The 19,985-nt window shown below is 48.9% G+C and carries 20 protein-coding genes; 1 reads left to right on the forward strand and 19 read right to left on the reverse strand.

The window, feature by feature from the left end; all coding sequences use genetic code 11:
• Positions 1 to 105: 105 nt before the first annotated feature.
• From DESGI_RS12130 to DESGI_RS12195, 14 genes are all read right to left on the reverse strand, one after another.
• A complete protein-coding gene (locus tag DESGI_RS12130; RefSeq protein WP_006521676.1) occupies positions 106 to 2,187 on the reverse strand; it encodes a bifunctional 4-hydroxy-3-methylbut-2-enyl diphosphate reductase/30S ribosomal protein S1 in 2,082 nt (693 codons plus the stop codon).
• Positions 2,188 to 2,233: 46 nt separating this feature from the next.
• Positions 2,234 to 2,824, reverse strand: coding sequence for a lysophospholipid acyltransferase family protein (locus tag DESGI_RS12135; RefSeq protein WP_006521677.1), 591 nt, complete (start codon positions 2,822 to 2,824; stop codon positions 2,234 to 2,236).
• The gene (gene cmk, locus DESGI_RS12140) at positions 2,824 to 3,501 is read right to left on the reverse strand and encodes a (d)CMP kinase (protein ID WP_006521678.1); all 678 of its coding nucleotides are present in this window, start codon (positions 3,499 to 3,501) and stop codon (positions 2,824 to 2,826) included. The genes DESGI_RS12135 and cmk overlap by 1 nt, the downstream gene beginning before the upstream one ends.
• Positions 3,502 to 3,611: 110 nt before the next feature.
• A complete protein-coding gene (gene aroA / locus DESGI_RS12145) occupies positions 3,612 to 4,898 on the reverse strand; it encodes a 3-phosphoshikimate 1-carboxyvinyltransferase (RefSeq protein WP_006521679.1) in 1,287 nt (428 codons plus the stop codon).
• 148 nt (positions 4,899 to 5,046) lie between these two features.
• Positions 5,047 to 6,138, reverse strand: coding sequence for a prephenate dehydrogenase (locus DESGI_RS12150; protein ID WP_006521680.1), 1,092 nt, complete (start codon positions 6,136 to 6,138; stop codon positions 5,047 to 5,049).
• Complete coding sequence (gene aroF, locus DESGI_RS12155; protein ID WP_006521681.1) at positions 6,129 to 7,160, reverse strand: 3-deoxy-7-phosphoheptulonate synthase; 1,032 nt, start codon at positions 7,158 to 7,160, stop codon at positions 6,129 to 6,131. Before aroF (DESGI_RS12155) ends, DESGI_RS12150 begins: the two co-directional genes overlap by 10 nt.
• Positions 7,161 to 7,481: 321 nt before the next feature.
• Complete coding sequence (gene aroF, locus DESGI_RS12160) at positions 7,482 to 8,288, reverse strand: 3-deoxy-7-phosphoheptulonate synthase (RefSeq protein ID WP_006521682.1); 807 nt, start codon at positions 8,286 to 8,288, stop codon at positions 7,482 to 7,484.
• A 145-nt stretch (positions 8,289 to 8,433) separates the two neighbouring features.
• Positions 8,434 to 8,790, reverse strand: a complete 357-nt coding sequence (gene aroH, locus DESGI_RS12165) for a chorismate mutase (protein ID WP_006521683.1) — start codon at positions 8,788 to 8,790, stop codon at positions 8,434 to 8,436.
• Positions 8,791 to 8,811: 21 nt separating this feature from the next.
• Positions 8,812 to 9,231 (reverse strand): HutP family protein, encoded by a 420-nt coding sequence (locus tag DESGI_RS12170; protein ID WP_006521684.1) that lies wholly within the window; start codon positions 9,229 to 9,231, stop codon positions 8,812 to 8,814.
• Positions 9,232 to 9,254: 23 nt separating this feature from the next.
• Entirely contained in the window at positions 9,255 to 9,725 is a 471-nt protein-coding gene (locus DESGI_RS23090) for a hypothetical protein (RefSeq protein WP_006521685.1), read from the reverse strand.
• Between the two features lie 52 nt (positions 9,726 to 9,777).
• Positions 9,778 to 10,218, reverse strand: coding sequence for a hypothetical protein (locus DESGI_RS12180; protein ID WP_006521686.1), 441 nt, complete (start codon positions 10,216 to 10,218; stop codon positions 9,778 to 9,780).
• A 104-nt stretch (positions 10,219 to 10,322) separates the two neighbouring features.
• Entirely contained in the window at positions 10,323 to 11,048 is a 726-nt protein-coding gene (locus DESGI_RS12185) for a pseudouridine synthase (RefSeq protein ID WP_006521687.1), read from the reverse strand.
• Positions 11,049 to 11,239: 191 nt separating this feature from the next.
• Positions 11,240 to 11,779, reverse strand: a complete 540-nt coding sequence (locus DESGI_RS12190; protein ID WP_006521688.1) for a spore maturation protein — start codon at positions 11,777 to 11,779, stop codon at positions 11,240 to 11,242.
• Between the two features lie 6 nt (positions 11,780 to 11,785).
• Positions 11,786 to 12,376 (reverse strand): nucleoside recognition domain-containing protein, encoded by a 591-nt coding sequence (locus DESGI_RS12195; RefSeq protein WP_006521689.1) that lies wholly within the window; start codon positions 12,374 to 12,376, stop codon positions 11,786 to 11,788.
• Positions 12,377 to 12,678: 302 nt separating this feature from the next.
• On the opposite strand from DESGI_RS12195, the gene DESGI_RS12200 reads away from it, so the two are divergent.
• The gene (locus DESGI_RS12200) at positions 12,679 to 13,968 is read left to right on the forward strand and encodes an FAD-dependent oxidoreductase (protein ID WP_006521690.1); all 1,290 of its coding nucleotides are present in this window, start codon (positions 12,679 to 12,681) and stop codon (positions 13,966 to 13,968) included.
• A 161-nt stretch (positions 13,969 to 14,129) separates the two neighbouring features.
• Here DESGI_RS12200 and ytfJ read toward each other — a convergent pair whose 3' ends face one another.
• The 5 genes from ytfJ to DESGI_RS12225 form a co-directional block, all read right to left on the reverse strand.
• A complete protein-coding gene (gene ytfJ, locus DESGI_RS12205) occupies positions 14,130 to 14,558 on the reverse strand; it encodes a GerW family sporulation protein (protein ID WP_006521691.1) in 429 nt (142 codons plus the stop codon).
• Between the two features lie 181 nt (positions 14,559 to 14,739).
• Positions 14,740 to 15,426 (reverse strand): DUF2953 domain-containing protein, encoded by a 687-nt coding sequence (locus DESGI_RS12210; RefSeq protein WP_006521692.1) that lies wholly within the window; start codon positions 15,424 to 15,426, stop codon positions 14,740 to 14,742.
• 68 nt (positions 15,427 to 15,494) lie between these two features.
• Positions 15,495 to 16,469 (reverse strand): tryptophan--tRNA ligase, encoded by a 975-nt coding sequence (gene trpS, locus DESGI_RS12215; RefSeq protein ID WP_006521693.1) that lies wholly within the window; start codon positions 16,467 to 16,469, stop codon positions 15,495 to 15,497.
• A gap of 71 nt (positions 16,470 to 16,540) precedes the next feature.
• Positions 16,541 to 17,167: a site-2 protease family protein gene (locus tag DESGI_RS12220; protein ID WP_006521694.1), complete on the reverse strand. Its 627-nt coding sequence runs from the start codon at positions 17,165 to 17,167 to the stop codon at positions 16,541 to 16,543.
• Positions 17,168 to 19,804 carry a CBS domain-containing protein gene (locus DESGI_RS12225; RefSeq protein ID WP_006521695.1) on the reverse strand — a complete coding sequence of 879 codons (2,637 nt, stop codon included), beginning with the start codon at positions 19,802 to 19,804 and terminating at the stop codon, positions 17,168 to 17,170.
• Positions 19,805 to 19,985 lie beyond the last annotated feature (181 nt).

Here is a 19,985-nt window from a genome sequence, read left to right on the forward strand (position 1 = left end):
CTAAGCTAATTTAGCGCAAAAAAAAAAGAGGCTGCGTAAGCCTCTTTTCTTGTATTATATTGCAAGAATAACCTGCCTGCTATCTATCACAGTTCAGTGATAATACTATTCCTTGTTATCAAAAATGTCGCCCACCAAGTCAGCAATGGTTGCAGTACCACCGTCATTGGATGGTGGTGTCTCCTGTTTTTTGGGCTGGTATTCCTTGGGACTGGCTTTGCTTGGTTTTTCCCGGTCCACTTCCCTGATGGACAACCGAATGCGTTTTTCTTCAGAATCCACGCTTAGTACTTTAACCTTAATTTCTTCACCTTCCTGCACAACTTCATCAGGAGTAGCTACATGCCGGTCGGCCAAATGGGATATGTGTACCAGGCCTTCTACACCGGGTTCAAGCTGCACAAAGGCACCAAAGGGAGCCAGTCGCACTACCTTGGCATTGATAACGCTGCCTACGGGATATTTTTCTACAACATTGTCCCAGGGATTGGCCAGTACTTGCTTTAAGCCCAGGGAAACTTTTTCATTTTCCCGGTCCACACGCAGCACTTTAACATCCAACTCATCGCCCACCTGGACCACTTCAGAAGGGTGATTGATGCGATACCAGGCCATTTCGGAAATATGCAGCAGACCGTCAACACCGCCGATGTCTACAAAGGCACCAAAATTGGTCAAACGGCGAACGATACCATTGACCACCTGGCCCTCTTCGAGGTTGGTCAGCAGCTCTTCGCGCTTACGAGCATATTCCTCCTCCAGTACGGCTTTACGGGAAAGAATTACTTTTCTTCTAGCCCGGTTGAGCTCAATAACCCGGGCATCTATTTCCATGTTTAGATATTTGCTCAAATCTTCAACATAGCCCCTGTCCACCAGCGAAGCCGGCAGAAATGCTCGCACCCCTACATCAACCAGCAAACCGCCTTTGACCACTTCACGAACAGAACCGGAGACTACCTGACCCTCATTCATTGTTTCTTCCAGGCGTGCCCAGGCCTCTTCGGCATCGGCTTTTTCCTTAGAAAGAATTACCCGGCCTTCATTGTCTTCCGATTTTAACACATATACCTTTATTTCATCACCCACTTTTACTACATCCTGTGGGGAATCTACGCTAAAATTGGATAGTTCCCTAATGGGTATGACTCCTTCCGACTTGGCACCCACATCCACCAGCACCTCGTCCTGGTTAACCTGGACCACCACGCCGGTAACGATATCACCGTTTTTGAGGTTCTTTACCTCTACAGCGTCTTCCATTTCCTGCTTCATGTCCTCCTGTGGCTCATCTGTGGCCTCAGATTGTTCCTCAACCTGTGTTTCCATTACTTCTTCCTTGTTGGTTTCTTCAAAATCCATCATTCGACAACTAACCTCCTCTATAATCCAGCCGGGTGTAGATGCGCCTGCCGTAACCCCCACTGTACGGAGTCCTTTCAACCACGCAAAATCTATTTCTTCGGCTGTTTCTACCCTATACACCGGTTTTCCGGCAGTACGGCAAATTTGAGCCAGTTTAGCTGTATTGGCACTGTTTTTGCCTCCCAGCACCAGTACGGCGTCCACCTGCTGCGCAAGTTCCTGTGCTTCTTTCTGCCTTTCGGCCGTGGCCAGGCAGATGGTATTATATACTTGCACCCGACTTCCGCTGTCCTTTAAAACTTTTACCACAGCGTCAAAGTTATTCTGCCGCTGGGTTGTCTGAGCTACAACGCCTATCTCATGATATTTCTCCAACTTTTTGGCTTGGTCGGCATCGGCCACCACCATGGCCTTACCACCCGACCAACCAACTATACCCTCTACCTCCGGGTGCTTGGGATCACCTACCACCACCACAGGTATGTCCTGCTGAACGAGATCGCGCACCGTCCGCTGTACTTTGCGCACAAAAGGGCAAGTGGCATCTACCAGGTCAAGCCCTTTTTGCTCAGCACGGCGCAACACTTCAGGCACCACACCATGGGATCGGATAATCACGGTTCCCGGCCCATTAATTTCATCTAAATCGTTTACCGACCCGATACCCTCACGGGCCAGCGCTTCGATAACCTGGTCATTATGAATCAGCGGACCCAGCGTGTATACTGGTCCATCTCTGTCATGTAAGCATTTGCGAGCTATATCCACAGCCCTTTTCACGCCAAAACAGAACCCCGCTTTGGCGGCAACTTTTACCTTCATCAACTTCACCGCAACTTTACCCAAAATTATAAATATACTACCTACGCTATTTATCGATAACCGCCAGCAAACGGCCTATTTCCGCCATCAACTCCCGGCTGACATATTCCATTTCCGCCCTGGACACTTTCCGCCGGTTTTGGGTGGTAAAATGCATCGGCCTGCCGATATTTACCCTAATTCGCCCCCAATACCCTTTAGTCCCGCTGACAGCTACCGGCAACAATGGCACCCCCCCTTTTAAGGCCAACATGGCAGCACCTAAATGGGGGTTTAACATTTCACCAGTTTTACTGCGGGTACCCTCTGGGAAGATGCCCACCACTTTTCCGGCGCTAAGTAACTCCAATGCCCGCCGTATGGATGAACGGTCGGCACCTTCTCGTTGTACTGGAAAGGCACCTAGTTTGGTAATTATGGAACCAAGCACAAAATAGTTAAACAATTGTGCCTTGGCCATAAAATATATCCTTCTATTCAATGAACAGCCTATAACCAGAGGATCCCAATAACTAATGTGATTGGCTACCACTATTATTCCCTGGTCGGCAGATAATCGGGAGTCGCCCAAAACCTTTAACTGGCGCACCAGCTTAAGGAATGACAGGCAAATTATCTTACTAACACTGTAGAACATTAAAGGGACCTCCCAGAAACCCGGGCCGCAATTGCGTCAACCACCTGTTCCACAGTCATACCGGTACAGTCAATTATTTCAGCGTCACGAGCCGGCTTCAGAGGTGCCACCGCCCTGTGGGAATCAATATTATCCCGCTGGGCGATATCTTTATAAACTTCATCGTAAGTCACCGTAAACCCGCGATGTATGAGCTCGGCATAGCGTCTCCGGGCCCGCTCTTCCACGGAGGCAGTGAGAAAAAATTTCATCTCTGCATCCGGCAGCACCTGAGTGCCTATGTCTCTACCCTCCATGACCACACCGCTCCTGGCACCCATTTCCTTTTGCAGCTGCATCATTCTCCGCCTTACACCGGGCACCTGGGAAACCAGAGAAACGTTGCGCGAAACTTCAGGAGTTCTAATTTGGCGAGAAACATCCACACCATTTAAAAAGACACGGGTATTACCGCTTTCATCAGCCCTCAATGCCAAATCCACACTTTCTGCTATCCGGGTCAGGTTTGTTTCATCACTCATATCTATTTTATCCATTAATGCCTGTAATGTTACAGCCCTATACATGGCACCGGTATCTATATAAACGTAGCCCAGCTTTTCAGCCGCCAGCTTAGCCACCGTGCTCTTCCCAGCACCTGCAGGGCCATCTATAGCAATATTTACCAAACGCCCCATCGTGTTCCACTCCAGGTAAACGAATACGTCAATTATTTCGACATGCTAATGGAATATCCTCTTTAATATAAAAAAATAAACCTGAAAAAGGTGATTTCCTTCCAGGTTTATTATTGCACACTTATAGAATTTAATGTATCAAAAAATGCAGGAAAGGAAATCTTTACACATTCAGCCTCTTTAATCCTGGTTATCCCCCGTGCCTTTAGGCCGGCCACGGCTGCCGCCATGGCCATACGGTGGTCGCCGAAACTATCACATTCCGCCCCTTGCAGTGGGCGTCCGCCATGTATAACAAAGCCGTCCTCCCGCTCGGTAATGTCAGCGCCCATTTCGCCAAGCAGCTTCACCACTGCAGTAATCCGATCAGTTTCCTTGTAACGCAACTCTGCGGCATCACGCACCACGGTTTCCCCTTCCGCCATTGCTGCAGCCACTGCCAGCGCAGGCAATTCATCTATAAGGTAGGGAATGATGTCGCCACTAATTTGGGTGCCTGTCAGGCGGCCGCCCAGAACCCTGATATCTGCAACCGGCTCGCCGCTAACCAGCCGCTCGTTTGCAATATCTAATACAGCGCCCATTTTTATAAGCACATTTAGCGCACCCGCACGGGTGGGATTGATGCCCACATTGCGCACCAGCAAGTCCGATCCCGGCATTGCAGCACCGGCCACAAGTAAAAACACCGCCGAGGAGATATCTCCGGGCACAACAACTTTACGGCCCGGCAAGTTTGGTCTTCCCCACACCGATATTTGTTTATCCTTAACCTCCACCCGGGCACCGAAATAACTCAGCAGCCGCTCGGTGTGATCCCTGGTGCGGGCCGGTTCGATTACCGTGGTGGGGCCGTCCGCAAATAAACCGGCCAGCAAAACAGCAGACTTAACCTGGGCACTGGCCACCGGCGATTTGTATGTAATAGCGCGAATATCGCCCCCCGTGATGGCCATGGGAGCATAGGAGTTGCCGCTCCTGGCCATGATGCCGGCCCCCATGGCGGCCAGCGGCTGCATGACCCGCTGCATGGGGCGGCGGCGCAGCGATGCATCGCCCGTGAGCACCGAGAAAAACGGGCAGCCGGCCAGTATCCCCGCCATCAAGCGCATGGTGGTGCCAGAATTACCTGCGTCCAGCACGTCATCCGGCTCCCGGAGAGCATTCAGTCCACCGCCGCGCACCACCACCCGATCCTTTTCGATATGCACATTTACGCCCAAAGATTGGACCACGCGTATAGTCGAAAGGCAGTCCTCGCCAAATAAAAAATTATCAATTACTGTTTCCCCTTCAGCCAGAGCACCCAACATTACAGCCCGGTGGGATATGGATTTATCTCCCGGCACCTGCACATCTCCGCGCAGGGCATGTACCGGCTTTATCGCAACTTCCACTGATCACCCTCCTCTGTCACCCTACATACCAGTGCCTTAGTTTAATTATCAATCGTACCAATGTAATTTAATTTATATGTATTAATGTAAATATTACATTTAACACTGTAACCTGTTACTGTTTTTCAAATAGTACAATATACAGCAATTAAGCCTTGCGGCGGCATTTAATTCCCTTGGCCTGAAACAATTCCATAGCCCGGTCCTGCTCACCCGCCGTGGCAAAGCCAACCCTTATGGTGCCGCCGTATCCTTCCCGGGCACGCAGTATTTCAATTTCCGCTATATTAATGCCCGCATCGCCCAGCATACCGGCCAAACCCGCAATGATTCCGGGCCGGTCGGGTACTGTAACGACAATTTCATAAATATGGGGCAGATACCCTTTAGGTCTAAGCGGCAGCTTTTTTCTGACATTGCTGGCACCGGAAAGTATGTGCATTATTTTTTCAGCATCCTGCCGGCGCAGGGCGGACTCCAGCTCATCCATGGCACTGCGCATATAATCCAATGTCCACAGCACCTGATCACCGTTGGATAAAAATATATCCCGCCACATGGTAGGACTGCCGGCGGCTATCCGGGTAGTATCCCGGAAGCCACCCGCAGCCAGCAACATAGCTTTGTCTCCCACGGGCATGCCCGACACCGCCGCCACCAGGGATACAGCCATGAAATGGGGCAAATGACTGATGGCGGCCGTAACCATGTCATGCTCTTGGGGTGACATTTCCAGCACCACAGCACCTATGGCCTGCACCAACCTGCGCACAGTGTCCACCGCACCGGCATCGGTTTCGGATGTGGGAGTCAACAAATAAAATGCGTTCTCAAATAGATAGGAATCGGCACCACTAAAACCGGCTGTCTCAGCACCGGTCATGGGATGCCCGCCCACAAACCGGCCGCCAATTAGCTCCCCGGCTTGCTCCACCACACTTTTTTTGGTACTGCCCACATCTGTTACCACAGCGTCGGGCTTTAAAAATTGTTTTATGTCTTTTAATAATGACGGAGTGGCCCCCACCGGCGCGGCCAGGACTATAAGATCGGCATGGGATACGGCTTCGGGCAAAGCAGCGGCCTGGTGCACTGCACCTGCGGCCAGAGCCAGTGCCAGGTTTTCCTGGTTTAAGTCGACACCATAGATATAACCCGCCAATTTCCGTTCACTAAGCGCCAAACCCAGTGAACCGCCGATCAAACCTATACCGATGATGGCACAGCTTTTTATAAGCACGGTAAATGACCCATTTGTTTACCCATTATTTCAGCAATACCTCCTAACTCCTTCATGAGCACCCGGAAATTTTCCGGGTTTAAAGATTGGGGCCCGTCACACAGAGCCTCCGCCGGGTTGGGATGCACCTCCACCAGCAGGCCGTCCGCCCCCGCCGCTATGGCTGCCCGGGACATGGGTTCTACAAATCGCCATTTACCGATGGCGTGGCTGGGATCTACGATTACCGGCAGGTGACTTAAATATTTAATTACCGGCACAGCCGTCAGATCCAGTGTATTTCGGGTGTAATTTTCAAAGGTGCGTATTCCCCTCTCGCATAGAATTACATCCCGGTTGCCCTCGGCCAGTATATATTCCGCCGCCAACAGCCATTCCTCTATGGTAGCCGAAGAGCCACGTTTCAACAATACCGGTTTACCGGCCCGGGCCACTTCCCGCAGCAAAAAGAAATTTTGCATATTGCGGGTGCCGATTTGCAAAATATCAGCATACTGGGCCACTAAATTAACTGTACGAGGATCCATTACTTCGGTAACAATACATAAGCCTGTGCGTTCCCTAGCCTCGGCAAGCATTTCCAACCCCTGCTCCTCCAAACCATGGAAAGAATAGGGCGAAGTACGGGGCTTGAAAGCACCGCCCCGCAATAGTGTGGCCCCGGCCTCTTTAACGATTTGGGCCGCCTGCAGCAGCTGTTCCCTACTTTCCACCGCGCATGGACCGGCCATAACGTGAATGGTGTCCCCACCGATATCCAGCCCCCCTACCTTGACTACGGTGGGTTCATCCATGTAGGCACGGCTGGCCATTTTGTAGGGCTGCAGTATGGGCACCACCTTTTCCACGCCCGGCATCGCCTCAAGGGATAAATCGTTCAGCCTGGTTTTATCACCGATAGCTCCGATAATAGTCCTCTCCACACCCTGGGAGAGGTGAATTTGAAAGCCCGCGCTTTCCAACTTTTCTAATACTTTATCTATATCATGGTTGACAGCATTGTGATTCATCACCACGATCATAACATAGCCCTCCATTAAATATTTAGCTTAATACAACATCAAATGTATGCCTGACATCATCAGGCTGGAGATACGCTGTAGTATTAGTTTGGTTTAGTATATGATTATCATGCTATATTACACCTTATCTTTAAAAGTACATCTTCATAACTCTAAAAAAGCAAAAAACTCCCCATGGGAGTGATTATGTTTTCATGCCAGCATCGCCCCCTACCGCGCTACCGTTCTTCAAAGTAGTTAATTCCACTAAATCAACTAATCAACTAAACCATGCTACCGTGCCAATATATTAACACTTTTTACCGCCCGGCGCAAGCCACGCTATAAAACATTATGCACTTTACGGGCACGTTCAATTAACAATGCCATTGCGTCAGGAGTAAGTGATTGCCTGCCATCTGAAAGTGCCTTGGCGGGCTCGGGATGTACTTCCACCATAAAACCGTCCGCGCCTGCCGCCACCGCGGCCAGGGCCACCGACTCCACCAGTTCCCGGCGTCCCGTACCGTGGCTGGGGTCAGCCAGCACCGGCAGGTGCGTTAATTGTTTTAATGCCGGGATAGCATTAATATCAAAGGTATTGCGGGTATGCGGCTCAAAGGTGCGGATACCGCGCTCGCAAAGTATTACCTGGACATTTCCCGCCAGCATGATATATTCCGCCGCCAACAACCATTCCTCCAGGGTGGCGGATAAACCGCGTTTCAACATAACTGGACAATTAGCACGTCCCACCTCGGCCAGCAGCCCAAAATTCTGCATATTGCGGCTGCCTACCTGTAAAATATCAGCATACCGGCTGACTTTCTCTACATCTCTCGCTTTAGTTACCTCGGTAATAACGGGCAGCCCTGCGCTTTTACCTGCTTCAAAAAGTATTTCAAGACCCCGCCAGCCCAATCCCTGAAATGAATAAGGTGAAGTGCGCGGTTTAAAAACACCGCCGCGTAGTATATGTACGCCCATTCTTTTAAGACAGCGTGCTAGTTCAAAGGTCATTTTTTCCTCTTCCACCGCACAGGGGCCGGCAATGACTACCAGGCCGCCGTTCCCAATAGAACAACCTTTTACATTAATAATGGTGTTTTGCGGCCGGCTATCCCGGCTGGCCAACTTATACAACGTCAATTGCTGCTACCGCCTTCCGCTGAAAATAAATACAGTACACATCTCCCCACCAATCATTTCAAGGTAGGCGATGCACCCATCATATCGGACTGTTATCCCATATACTTGTCCTAAGTTTGGACCATTACGTCCCGGCTTATGTATATTAAATCAAATCGGGACGAAGCTGGGCGGCGCCACCCAGGTAAATATGCTTAATATCGCTCTGACTCGCACTGGTATTAACCAGCATCATTAACCTGATACATTGCCTGAGGCTGCCGGGAACATCAACTTCTAATGCGCACATCATGGGTACCTGGCTAAAACCCGCCAGTTTTCTAACAGCTTCGGCAGGGAAGGACGCATTCAGGTCGCTGGTTACAGTGAACAGCATACTTGCTATATCCTCAGTGGAAATGTTGTTCTCGACCAGCATAGTACTAACAAGCCTTTGAGCCGCATCACCAATAGCCTCTTCCGTATTTCCGCCGGCCGTAATGGCACCTCTGATACCGCGCATTACTCTCCACCCTATGCAACTTCAAGAGGATACCGCCCGGTGGCCAAGCCCAACGGCTACCTCGTCCAGATGCAATAAGCCAACGCCAAAGAAAACGGCCACGCTGATATGATCCTGATACCTGGCAATACCTATTTTCCCGCCCACATTCAGTCCAAGAGCCTTGGGCATCACCTGAGAAATAGCCTCCCTGGTGGCCCCGGCCACAGCACCTTCATCGGCATGTATCTCGCGAATTACCCCCTCCCGCTTGGCCGCCACCACGGAACGTTCGGTAATTTTATTGACCGAAGCAATAAAATCGCCCCCATGATCCACGGCAGCCGTTTTTATACCCATTTTCGAATAACGAGCCTTCAACTCCCTCTCCTGCTCCCGGCTATCCGTAAGGGCCATTCTTATTGCAGCCCTGGCTACGTCCCTACTGCCCACCGGCGCCATACCCAACACCTCCAAAGTCATTATTAATTATCCTTGATAGGTTTACCTATCTCAACTGTTCCAATTGTCTTTGTGGTTCCGTGCACTTCTATAACAGTGCCCGTGGATGGTCTTAAAACATTTCCATAGGTTTCAATTATTTTAAATGAAACAGGGTGTTCATAAAAGCTGGTTTCCACAGCCAGCTCATCACCATCAGCTACAGGCACGGTAACATAGCGATGCGTAAAGTAACCTTTTTTTTCACCATTTACCAACACCGCCGCCCTGGGTAAAGAGGTATAATCCAGTAATTGAAAGGTTACCAGGTGGTTCAGGTCAGCCTGTCCAAAACCACCCTGACCAGTCAAACTTTCATCCGCTTTGCTGATTACCCGCAGCGCCGGGTCATTAGAAAACCACTGCACAGTAACAAGCATTACCGCGCACATCACCACAATCCGCAACAACCAGCGTTCCAATTTGGCACCCCAGAAAAAAAAATCTTTACGCACGGCAAATCACCTTTCTTTTTTAACATGATATATGCCGCTCATCTGACAATTATTATCGCGAGTTATATTTTCTTTCCAGGTACGCTATATGACTTTTTATTTCTTCACCAACCTTAAATAAAAAACGTTCCAAGTCTGAACGGGACATCACTATGCTCCCCGGTTCCAAAACTTCAATTTTACGAAAATCCTCCCGGGCGATAAAACGCAGCAAATCCTCTATATTCTCTGCTGCTATGGAAATGATAACCGGAGCATAAGCTACCTCAGCTTCGTTCACGTCGTCCCAAACGGTGTATACATCAACACTCATATCAATATCTTCTATATGTATGCCCTGAACAGGTACATTTCTGAGCAGCGCCACTTGCTGTTCCCTAACCTCCTCAGCGGCCCTATCCCCCGGTTTACCTCCAAATAAAAAACGCCCGGGCCTGCCTTGTCCTTTAAAATCCAGCCGGACCCTTACTCTTATTTCTGTGTCTGGACTCAATTCAGCCACCTATGTACGCACCTCCGAACGGAGTTTTACATTGTAATTCTACCAACATAGGGGAATTTCCTGCCACAGGTACCATGATAAACAAATTATAGTGTTTATGTTGAAAGCTTGGCCGCTTTCATTAACATTTTTACTTCCCGGGTTGTTAAATGCCGGAAGCGGCCCCGTTGCAAATCACCTATTTTAAGTGGACCGATACTTACACGCCGCAAAGCAAGCACCGGGTGGCCGATATGCTCACACATGCGTCGCACCTGCCTGTTTCTGCCCTCGTGGATGGTAATTTCCAGCAGTGCACTGTCCCCCTTATTTTTAAGCAGCCGCACTTTGGCAGGGGCCGTGGGACCGTCTTGCAGCACTACCCCCCCGGCCAGTTCATCAAGCTTTTCTCTGTCGGGTATTCCCTGCACCAGCGCCTGGTAGGTTTTAAGTATCTCGTGGCGAGGGTGGGTTAGGGCATAGGTCAGGTCACCATCATTGGTGAGCAGCAGCAACCCCTCACTGTCATAGTCCAGGCGGCCCGCAGGGTAAACCCTTTGCTTTACGCCGCTCAATAAATCGACTACTTTACGCCGCCCCCGAGGATCGCTGACCGTGCTCACATACCCGGTGGGTTTGTATACAAGTATATAAACTTTTTTCTCAGGTTTGCGCACAGGCTTTCCATCAACCTCCACCCGGTCACGCAGCGGGTCTATCTTAAGCCCCGGCAGGGTGACCGGCTTACCATTTACCCGTACCTTACCCTGGGCTATTAATTCTTCGCTGCTGCGCCGGGAGGCCACCCCTGTCCGGGCCATAAATTTGTGCAACCGCTCCAAAGCTTAATCACCTCACCATGCATTTTACCATGTTTTTTAATAAAATAAAAAAGGTTCCGCATCAGACGCCAACCTGTGGCATCCATACAAAACCTTAATATTTAACTTTGCTGTAATGGGAAATGCATTCAAAAGCAATGGTTAAATGATATTACAAATTTCCGCCCTTAATTTTATTACATCTAATGCGCCTATACCGGCCCGAACAGTTTATGCGCCACGTAAACCGAAGCTATCAAGGTGGTAAAGTCCGCGGAAAGGCCGGAAATAATGGAGTAACGGTACCGGGAAATACCCACCGATCCAAAATATAAAGTAAGCACGTAAAAAGTTGTGTCGGAGCTGCCCTGCATAGTGGAAACCAGGCGGCCAATGAAACTGTCGGGGCCGTGAGTTTTAATGATATCAGTAGCTATGCCCAGTGAGGCACCACCCGAAAGGGGACGCATAATGGCGTGGGGCAGCACTTCAGCTGGAAAGCCCACCATGTTCAAAACCGGGGCAAAAATGCCAACCACCATGTCCAGCGCCCCGGAAGCTCTAAAAATACTAATGGCCACCAGCATAGCCACCAAAAACGGTATCGTCTTAACCGCTGTGCTAAAACCGTCCTCCGCCCCTTCCACAAATTTTTCAAACACATTAACGCCTCGAAACATAGCAATTAAAGGTACCAAAAGCAGCACTACGGGAACAGCCCAGCGGGAAAGATCAGATACGACGCTAAACAATTATATTCACCTCCCACGATAATATAGGTAACGCAACAACCTATCCATGCAGACAGCCACTGTCATGCCGGCCGCTGTGGCGAAAATAGTGGTGCCCACAATCTCGGTGGGATCTGCCGAGCCGTATATCAATCTAATGCCAATAATAGTGGTGGGAATAAGTGTGATACAGGAAGTATTTAGAGCCAGAAAAGTACACATGGCATCAGTGGCCTCTTTAGGGTCCCCACGGTTTAATTTTTGCAGCTCTTGCATGGCAATCAGGCCCATCGGGGTAGAGGCATTGCCTAACCCGAGTATGTTGGCGCTCAGGTTCATGACAATGGCACCCATGGCCGGGTGATCTTTGGGCACGCTGGGGAAAAGAAATCTGGTAATAGGCTGCACCATCCTGGCCAGCGCCCGCACTAGCCCGGCGGCCTCAGCCAGCTTCATGATGCCCAGCCACAATGTAATTATTGCGATAAGGTCGATGGCTGTTTGAACAGCCACCTGTGCACCTTCCAGAGCCGCTTTGGTGACCACCTCCACATGCCCGTTGATGGCCGCCACCAGCACTCCAATAACAATCATACCCAACCAAATATAATTAACCATATAATTTCTCCTCCACCATGCGATGTTCGGGAGCAACCCCTTTGGAAATTAAATAAAAGCTCCCTTAAAACAAAAATTATGATCTGGTTGTCCCAAATATGAAAAAAATTCCTGATTACGATAAAAGTACCTTTTAACTACATTGCCCGGTCTACTACTTTAAACGGGTATGGTTATCCGGCCAGGTAATTAATCTAAGTACTGATGATATAAGCTCCAAATATACAGATTATGAAACTTTTTTACCTTTCAGGAATATGATTGTTTACAAGAGTGCCTTACCCTCTGAAAGGGGATGTAAAATGCAAGTTATTGTAGTGGGAGGCGGCTGGGCCGGCTGTGCATCCGCGTATGCAGCTAAAAAAGCCGGTGCAGATGTAATATTGCTGGAGAAAACTGATATGCTGTTGGGGACCGGCTTAGTGGGCGGCATTATGTGTAACAACGGCCGGTTTACCGCCCTGGAGGAAGCTCGTGCACTGGGCGGCGCGGATTTCGTTTCATTAATTGAATCAGTATTTAGACACCGGTATGTCAACTTTCCGGGACATATGCATGCCATGCTTTATGACGTCACTAAAATTGAACCGGTAGTCAGGAATTTTTTATCCCGGTGTGGCATTACTATAAAACTACAAACCAGAATGACGGATGTTTTTGCCAGTGATGGTTACATAAGGGGGATAGTAACAGCCAATGACGAAATATTACGCGGTGATGTTTTTGTAGATACCACAGGATCAGCAGGACCGGCCAAAAACTGCACTCGCTTCGGCAGCGGGTGCGCCATGTGCATACTGCGCTGCCCAAGTTTCGGACCGCGGGTCAGCCTGACAGCCAGAGCGGGACTCCCGGAAATTAGGGCTGGAGAAAGCTTTGCCCAGTTTGAAGCCATGAGTGGTTCCTGCAAGCTGGATAAAGGTTCGCTGGATGCAAATTTAGTACGAAAACTGGAACGCGACGGGGTACTGGTTATTTCTTTGCCGCCCTCTATGTACAAGGACGAATTACTAAGCAGCAAAGCATGCCAGCAATACGCCCTAACAGAATACGCCAGGAATTTGGTGATTTTGGACACCGGGCACGCCAAATTAATGACACCCTTTTTCCCATTAGAGAAATTGCGCACGCTAGAGGGATTCGCCAACGCCCGTTATGCCGACCCTTATTCGGGGGGCAGGGGTAATTCAGTGCGTTTTATGGCCATGTGCCAATGCAATGATGCACTACAGGTGGAAGGCGTTAAAAACTTGTTTTGCGCCGGGGAAAAAACCGGACCTCTGGTGGGACACACTGAAGCCATCGTAACCGGCTTTATAGCAGGTCATAACGCTGTACGGCTGCTGGCCGGACTGGATCCACTGGTAATACCGAATGAATTGGCCACAGGAGATATTATCGCATATATGCACAGGGAAATCAGAGAACCTGCGGGATTAAGCAATAAGTATACTTTTTCCGGATCAATATACTTCGAAAGAATGCAAGAAAAGGGCCTATACAGTACCGCCACCGCAGAAATATATGAGAGGGTACGTAAGGCTGGATTATATCTAGTATTCGATAAGGAATTGGTATTATTTAAAAAATAATAATACACCTTTGAAGAGCAAAAACCCGGCTATGCCGGGTTTTTGCTCAACATCTGTTACCGGATGTTGAAAAGTTAACAGATTTACGTCTATATATGGTCTTGAATAGCAAGCCAATAACAAAAAAATGTTGAAATTAGGAGATTTTACCGAACATCCTATCAGGTTAACGCGCCGCGATCAACTTTTTGGTCGGAGCGACGGTCCAGCAAGCTTTGAATCTGGTTAAATACCTGAGGGGCCAGGTCGATCAGCCTGTCCAGCGTTGCATTGCCATCCACAGGTATCAAACGTACCTGACCGTTGCCTGCCACCAGAAACCCTACAGGTTTTACGGAAACACCGGCACCGCTGCCACCACCAAAACCAGGCATCTGGCTTTCGCCGTCCTGATCCTTCTCGCCACTACCATAATCAAATTCACCACCGCCCGCACCAAAGCCGCAGGCTACCCTGGATATGGGAATAATCACGCTTCCGTCGGGTGTCTCGACAGGATCACCAACCACGGTATTTACATCAACCATTTCTTTAATACTTTCCATTGCTGTTTTCATAAGACCCTCAATGGGGTGTGTTTGTTCAGGCATATATATCCAGCTCCTTGGCCATGAATACTACAACCATTAAATAATTTACCCGTTATATTCCTGGTTATGCATTAAAATTTAATTGATCGTAGCAAAGAGATAAACAAGCTGAGACAATACTTTTTGTATTTGCCCGGCAAATAAGTAACGTCATCTTTAATCAATCGGACATCTCCCGTTATTAGGCGCCAAATTTCTTTTCCTTGTTCTTCAGGTAAAGCCATGCCGCCATTAAGCACGTTATGACCATGTTTACGGATCGCAAACTAAACACACAGTTTATACGAGTAGCCACCAGGCGGGCGTTGAAAACCGGTATTATTTCCAGTTCAGGCTTGGGTGACGGCTTTTTAAGCAGGCGATACAAATATGCGGCAGTGTTGCTTTTGGCAATCCAAAGCAACCCCACCGCCATGCCGGTTTGATCCGCCTGATACATGCCCAACCGGGTGCACCAGCTAAACTGGTGCAGTTTGGTCGCTGAAAGCATATACCGGTAGGCCGGCTCGGTGGCACGGTAAATATTTACTATTTGCTTATACATATCAATAATTCGGCTGGCTGAAATGCTGGTTTTTTCCCTGTCTATAACAGAACCGGAGCGTCTGGCCAACCTGGCCCGCAGTTTAAAAACGGGAGCAAAGGTACCGTATACCAGCTTGATCGAAGATAGCCGCAGGCGCAACTTGAATAAACCCCACATAAAAGATAAGCTTACACCGGTGCCGGGCGTGGAGAGGTTTAATGTCGTATTGGGTTCTGAGTCATCATTTTCTTTAAGGGCGTAACTTATATGCACGGTAACCGGTGAGACCAGCAGCAACAAAAGCAAAATCAGCACCGGTGCTAATATTGTTAAGTACCACATGCTGCACCTCATGCCTTATACTACCGCTACCGTGATCAAAATATGCGTTAGAGAAATACTCTTTGATTTTAAAAATTATTATAATCAAGCCCTACATTGCGGCGGGCTCGCTCCAGGTAAACTGCGGCCGCCTGCCTGGCCTTGCGAGCACCCTTTTGCATAGTTTCCATTACATATTTTTTATCGCCGGCCAGTCTATCCCTCTCTTTTTTATAAGGAGCAAAGTAGTCTCGGATCACTTCAAAGATCTCCTTCTTAATATCGCCATATTTCAAACCTGGGGTAATAAACCTTTCCTTTAAATCGGCCTTGCCCTTTTCATCAAGGAACAAAGCATAGAGATCAAAAAGTATATTGCCTTCGATGGGCTTGGGCTCGTCCACCGGTGTGGAATCGGTTTTAATGCTCATGATCTTTTTGCGCAATGATTTTTCATCAGCAAAGATTTCTATGGTATTTCCATAGGACTTGGACATTTTTTGGCCATCGATGCCCGGTACGGTAGCAAAATCCTCCTCAATATCCGGCTCGGGCACCACAAAGGTTTCACCGTAAGTATTATTAAACCTGATGGCTAAATCCCTGGCCACCTCCAGGTGCTGCTTTTGGTCTTTGCCCACGGGCACTTTATCGGCCCCGTACAGCAGTATATCGGCAGCCATCAGCACGGGGTAGGAGAATAACCCGTGGCTGGCCGGAATACCCTTGGCAGTTTTATCCTTATAGGAGTGGCAGCGTTCCAGCAGCCCTATGCCGGTTATATTTGATAACAACCAGGTCAGTTCCGTAACCTCGGGCACATCCGCCTGAACCCAAAACACCGCCTTATCGGGGTCAAGGCCCAGGGCTAGAAAATCGCTGGCTGCATCGAAGGTTTGTTTTCTTAACAGATTGGCATCAAAAACAGAGGTCAAGGCATGGTAATTTACTAAAAAGCAAAACAGCTCGTTGTTTTGCTGGTAATTGACCATCCTGTTCATCATACCGAAATAGTTACCCAAGTGCAGAGCGCCTGAGGGCTGAATACCAGAAAGAATGCGCATAGTAAATCTCCTTTACTGTTAAATTGTACATATTAAAAAGGACCAGGCCAGGTTATACCGGTGCCCGGATGTTATATTACTTTACCTATCATTAAAAATATATCGACCACAAAGCTGACCAGAGGCCATAAAACCTTGCCCAGCACCCCGGTAAAAAGCAGTATCAGCAATATAATGGTCCCGTAAGTTTCCATACCGTAAATAAACTGAGATTGTCTCGGAAACAGCCCGGCTAATATTTTGGAGCCATCCAGCGGGGGCACGGGTATCAGGTTGAAAAAGGCCAGTATCACATTGATCTGCAGGGTCAGATATAATACATAATAAAAATATTCAGCGTACGGAACCAGCTGGAGCAGCCCAATACCCAACAATATGGATGCCACCAGCGCCACCAACAAATTGGCAACGGGTCCGGCCAGCGATACCAACAGCATGCCCCGGGCCGGATCGGTACGTAAATTATACGGATTGACTGGAACCGGCTTAGCCCAGCCAAACTTAAACAGTATCAGCATCAGAAAACCCACCGGGTCAATGTGAGCCAGGGGATTAAGGGTCAACCGTCCCTGGTTCCTGGCGGTATCATCGCCCAACCGGTGAGCCATCCACCCGTGGGCGTACTCGTGAAAGGTCAGACCAATTAATATAGCAGGCAGTAAAAGCACTAATTCAGACAAGCTGGGCAAATCTAACATTTACTCGCTCCTTTTAGTTACCCTGGCCAGGTAATCCCGTACAAAGGCATGCTCATCTTCCTCGGTGCGCAAGTTGCCGTCCAGCCGCTCCCGCCACAGGGCATCCAATACTTCACGATAAACCGGCCCGGGACGGTAGCCAAGGTGTTTAATATATTTTCCATTGGTTTTAGGTTTGCTATCCTCAATTATATTTAACAGCTGTCTGAAACGTTCCTTTAACTTTTCATCTTCTAGAATAGCCAGCAACATGGGGTAACTTTCCCGGGGCATCTGCAGCAGCACTTTGGCCAAATGACTTACCTTGACATACTGAGGCGCTTTCCAAATCAGTGCTACAGCCCGGCTCCACCCTTGCAGCGCGGCCAACACCTTTTCGGTCTGGCGCTTACTTATACCATATTTTTCGCAAATATTCCTGGCCACTCCCGTATCGGACCAGTGCAAAACAGCGATAAAATAAACCAGCCACCGGGAATTGAGCGGCATCATACCCCAATCACTGATTTGCCGCATGGATTGAGGCAAATCTTTCAGCACCGGTTCAACCTCCCAATAGTTAACCCGTGGAAAAACATCTGGCCATACCGCTAACTCTCCCATGCGCCGCAGCATGCTGTTTGCCTCTGGTTCCAGCAGTATATGTTTGAGTTCTTCCCAGAGACGTTCATTACTTACCCTGGCCAGCACACCCCTGCGCACCGTTTCCTTCAAATATTTCAATGTTTGCGGCTCAATTTTAAAGCCATATCTTTGTTCAAATCTTATGGCCCGCAAAATTCTAATAGGATCCTCAATAAAACTTAAATTGTGCAACACCCTAACCGTATGATACTGTAAATCTTCCCGGCCATCAAAAAAGTCGATCAAAGTACCAAAGCTGTTCTCATTTAAAGCAACGGCCATCGCATTAATGGTAAAATCACGCCGGTATAAATCCTGGTGCAGCGTAGAACTCTCCACCTGGGGCAGAGCCGCCGGGTAGGCATAGAATTCCACCCGGGCAGTGGCTACATCTATTTTAAACTCATCGGAAAAGACCACTTCCGCAGTACCGAATTTGGGATGTTGCCTGACCCGGACATCGTAAATTTTACCCAGCTCCTGGGCCAGCCGTATACCATCTCCCTCCACTACCAGGTCTACATCCAGGCTTTCTTGTCCAAGTAAAACGTCCCGTACCAACCCTCCTGCAGCGTAAATTTTGTAGCCCATGCTATCCGCAATTTGACCGGCTTGTTTTAAAATATTTCTCACAGCGGAAGACAAAGTACGCTCCATAACCCAACCTATATTACGTCTGGATAGCCGCTCCCCGCCGTTATTATAAACCACCCTATGCCTTGTTTGCACTTCCCCGTGCAGTGTGCGCAATATATCGGTGCGGGAAACAATACCCACTATTTTACCATCCTCCACCACAGGCACACGACCGATGTCGTGATTAATCATCAATTCCCGCAACTCGGACACAGGCATATCGCCGGGCACCGATACCACCCTTACGGTCATAAAACCCTTTACCGGGGCATGCCCCAAACCGTGGTGATTGGCTTTTTCCACGTCCCGTCGGGAAATAACGCCAATTAGTTTGTCACCTTTGACCACGGGCAAACCGGTGTGACCGTAACGCAGCATAATTTGCCCCGCCTCGGCAATACTCATTTCCGGCGCCACGGTTTTTACCGGAGAAGTCATAATATCAGCGGCACAAATGGGCGGCTGTATCTTACGATAAATAACATCCAGCAATTCCCAGGCCACATCGTCAAGTACACCGTTTTTCACAGTGGCCGAAGCAGCGGCGGCATGTCCGCCTCCACCAAAATGTTTTAACACTTCCGCCACATCAGCCTGGGGGATACTGCTCCTTCCTACAATATGCACCCGGTCCTCCATCTCAGCCAGTACAAAAACCACGTCCAGGCGCTCGATTTCGGAAATGGTGTGCGCTATCAGCGCCAGGCCGACTATGAATTCCGGTGTTCTGGCCCTGGCCAAAAGCACTTTGGCACCATTAATCTGGTGTCGTTGGGCATTCACCAGCAAATCTTTGAGCAGCGCCTTTTGCTCATTGGTCATGGGCCTGCCCAGAAAATCAGCCACCACCGCCAGGTTGGCTCCATTTTGCAGCATGTATGAAACGGCATCTACATCCCTGTGAGTGGTATTGGTAAACAACAATGAACCGGTATCACTGTATATGCCCAGACAAAGAATGGTTGCGTCAAGTGAGGTGACCGGTAAACCAGCTTCTTTTATCTTTTCCACCAGCAGGGTGACCGTTGCTCCCACTGTTTCAACTACCTCCACAGAGCCCCGCACATCGCCGTCCACCCAGGGATGGTGGTCATAGATATGCACATCCACCTCGGGTTGATTTAAAATATCACCTATTTTGCCCACCCGGCGGCGTCTTTTGGTATCTACAAGAATAACTCGCTTGATTTTCTCCAATTCAATTTGCTTAATGCTGTAAACATTTAAGGTGTCCTTGTGCAGCGACATAAATTCTTCCACATTACGTGACATTTTGCCGGGCAAGACCAACCTGGCATCGGGATATAACTTTTGGGCCGCCACCATGGCCGCCAAGCCGTCCATGTCAGTATTGGTATGGGTTGTAATAATCTCCACTTGATTGCCTCCGTGTAAAATGGCTAAATTGTTTAATCTACATTAGTTTCATATTATACCATATTTATTCGCCCGGTGTGTAAAAAAACATGCCCCGAATGGCTTGGAAAAGCCACTTCGGGGCACATTATAACACACCAGGCAGGCTGCGGGGCTTCATAAGCATAGACGCGTATGGCCA

Source organism: Desulfoscipio gibsoniae DSM 7213 (assembly GCF_000233715.2).
GTDB classification, from domain to species: domain Bacteria; phylum Bacillota; class Desulfotomaculia; order Desulfotomaculales; family Desulfallaceae; genus Sporotomaculum; species Sporotomaculum gibsoniae.

Excerpts from the sequence above, each read along its gene's own strand:
- DESGI_RS12130 (WP_006521676.1), bottom strand. The coding sequence starts at position 2,187 with ATGAAGGTAAAAGTTGCCGCCAAAGCGGGGTTCTGTTTTGGCGTGAAA.
- DESGI_RS12135 (WP_006521677.1), bottom strand. The coding sequence starts at position 2,824 with ATGTTCTACAGTGTTAGTAAGATAATTTGCCTGTCATTCCTTAAGCTG.
- cmk (WP_006521678.1), bottom strand. The coding sequence starts at position 3,501 with ATGGGGCGTTTGGTAAATATTGCTATAGATGGCCCTGCAGGTGCTGGG.
- aroF (WP_006521681.1), bottom strand. The coding sequence starts at position 7,160 with ATGATCGTGGTGATGAATCACAATGCTGTCAACCATGATATAGATAAA.
- aroH (WP_006521683.1), bottom strand. The coding sequence starts at position 8,790 with ATGCGCGGTATCAGAGGTGCCATTACGGCCGGCGGAAATACGGAAGAG.
- DESGI_RS12170 (WP_006521684.1), bottom strand. The coding sequence starts at position 9,231 with ATGGCGCCGGTGGGCAGTAGGGACGTAGCCAGGGCTGCAATAAGAATG.
- DESGI_RS12195 (WP_006521689.1), bottom strand. The coding sequence starts at position 12,376 with ATGGTTAATTATATTTGGTTGGGTATGATTGTTATTGGAGTGCTGGTG.
- DESGI_RS12200 (WP_006521690.1), top strand. The coding sequence starts at position 12,679 with ATGCAAGTTATTGTAGTGGGAGGCGGCTGGGCCGGCTGTGCATCCGCG.
- ytfJ (WP_006521691.1), bottom strand. The coding sequence starts at position 14,558 with ATGCCTGAACAAACACACCCCATTGAGGGTCTTATGAAAACAGCAATG.
- DESGI_RS12210 (WP_006521692.1), bottom strand. The coding sequence starts at position 15,426 with ATGTGGTACTTAACAATATTAGCACCGGTGCTGATTTTGCTTTTGTTG.
- trpS (WP_006521693.1), bottom strand. The coding sequence starts at position 16,469 with ATGCGCATTCTTTCTGGTATTCAGCCCTCAGGCGCTCTGCACTTGGGT.
- DESGI_RS12220 (WP_006521694.1), bottom strand. The coding sequence starts at position 17,167 with ATGTTAGATTTGCCCAGCTTGTCTGAATTAGTGCTTTTACTGCCTGCT.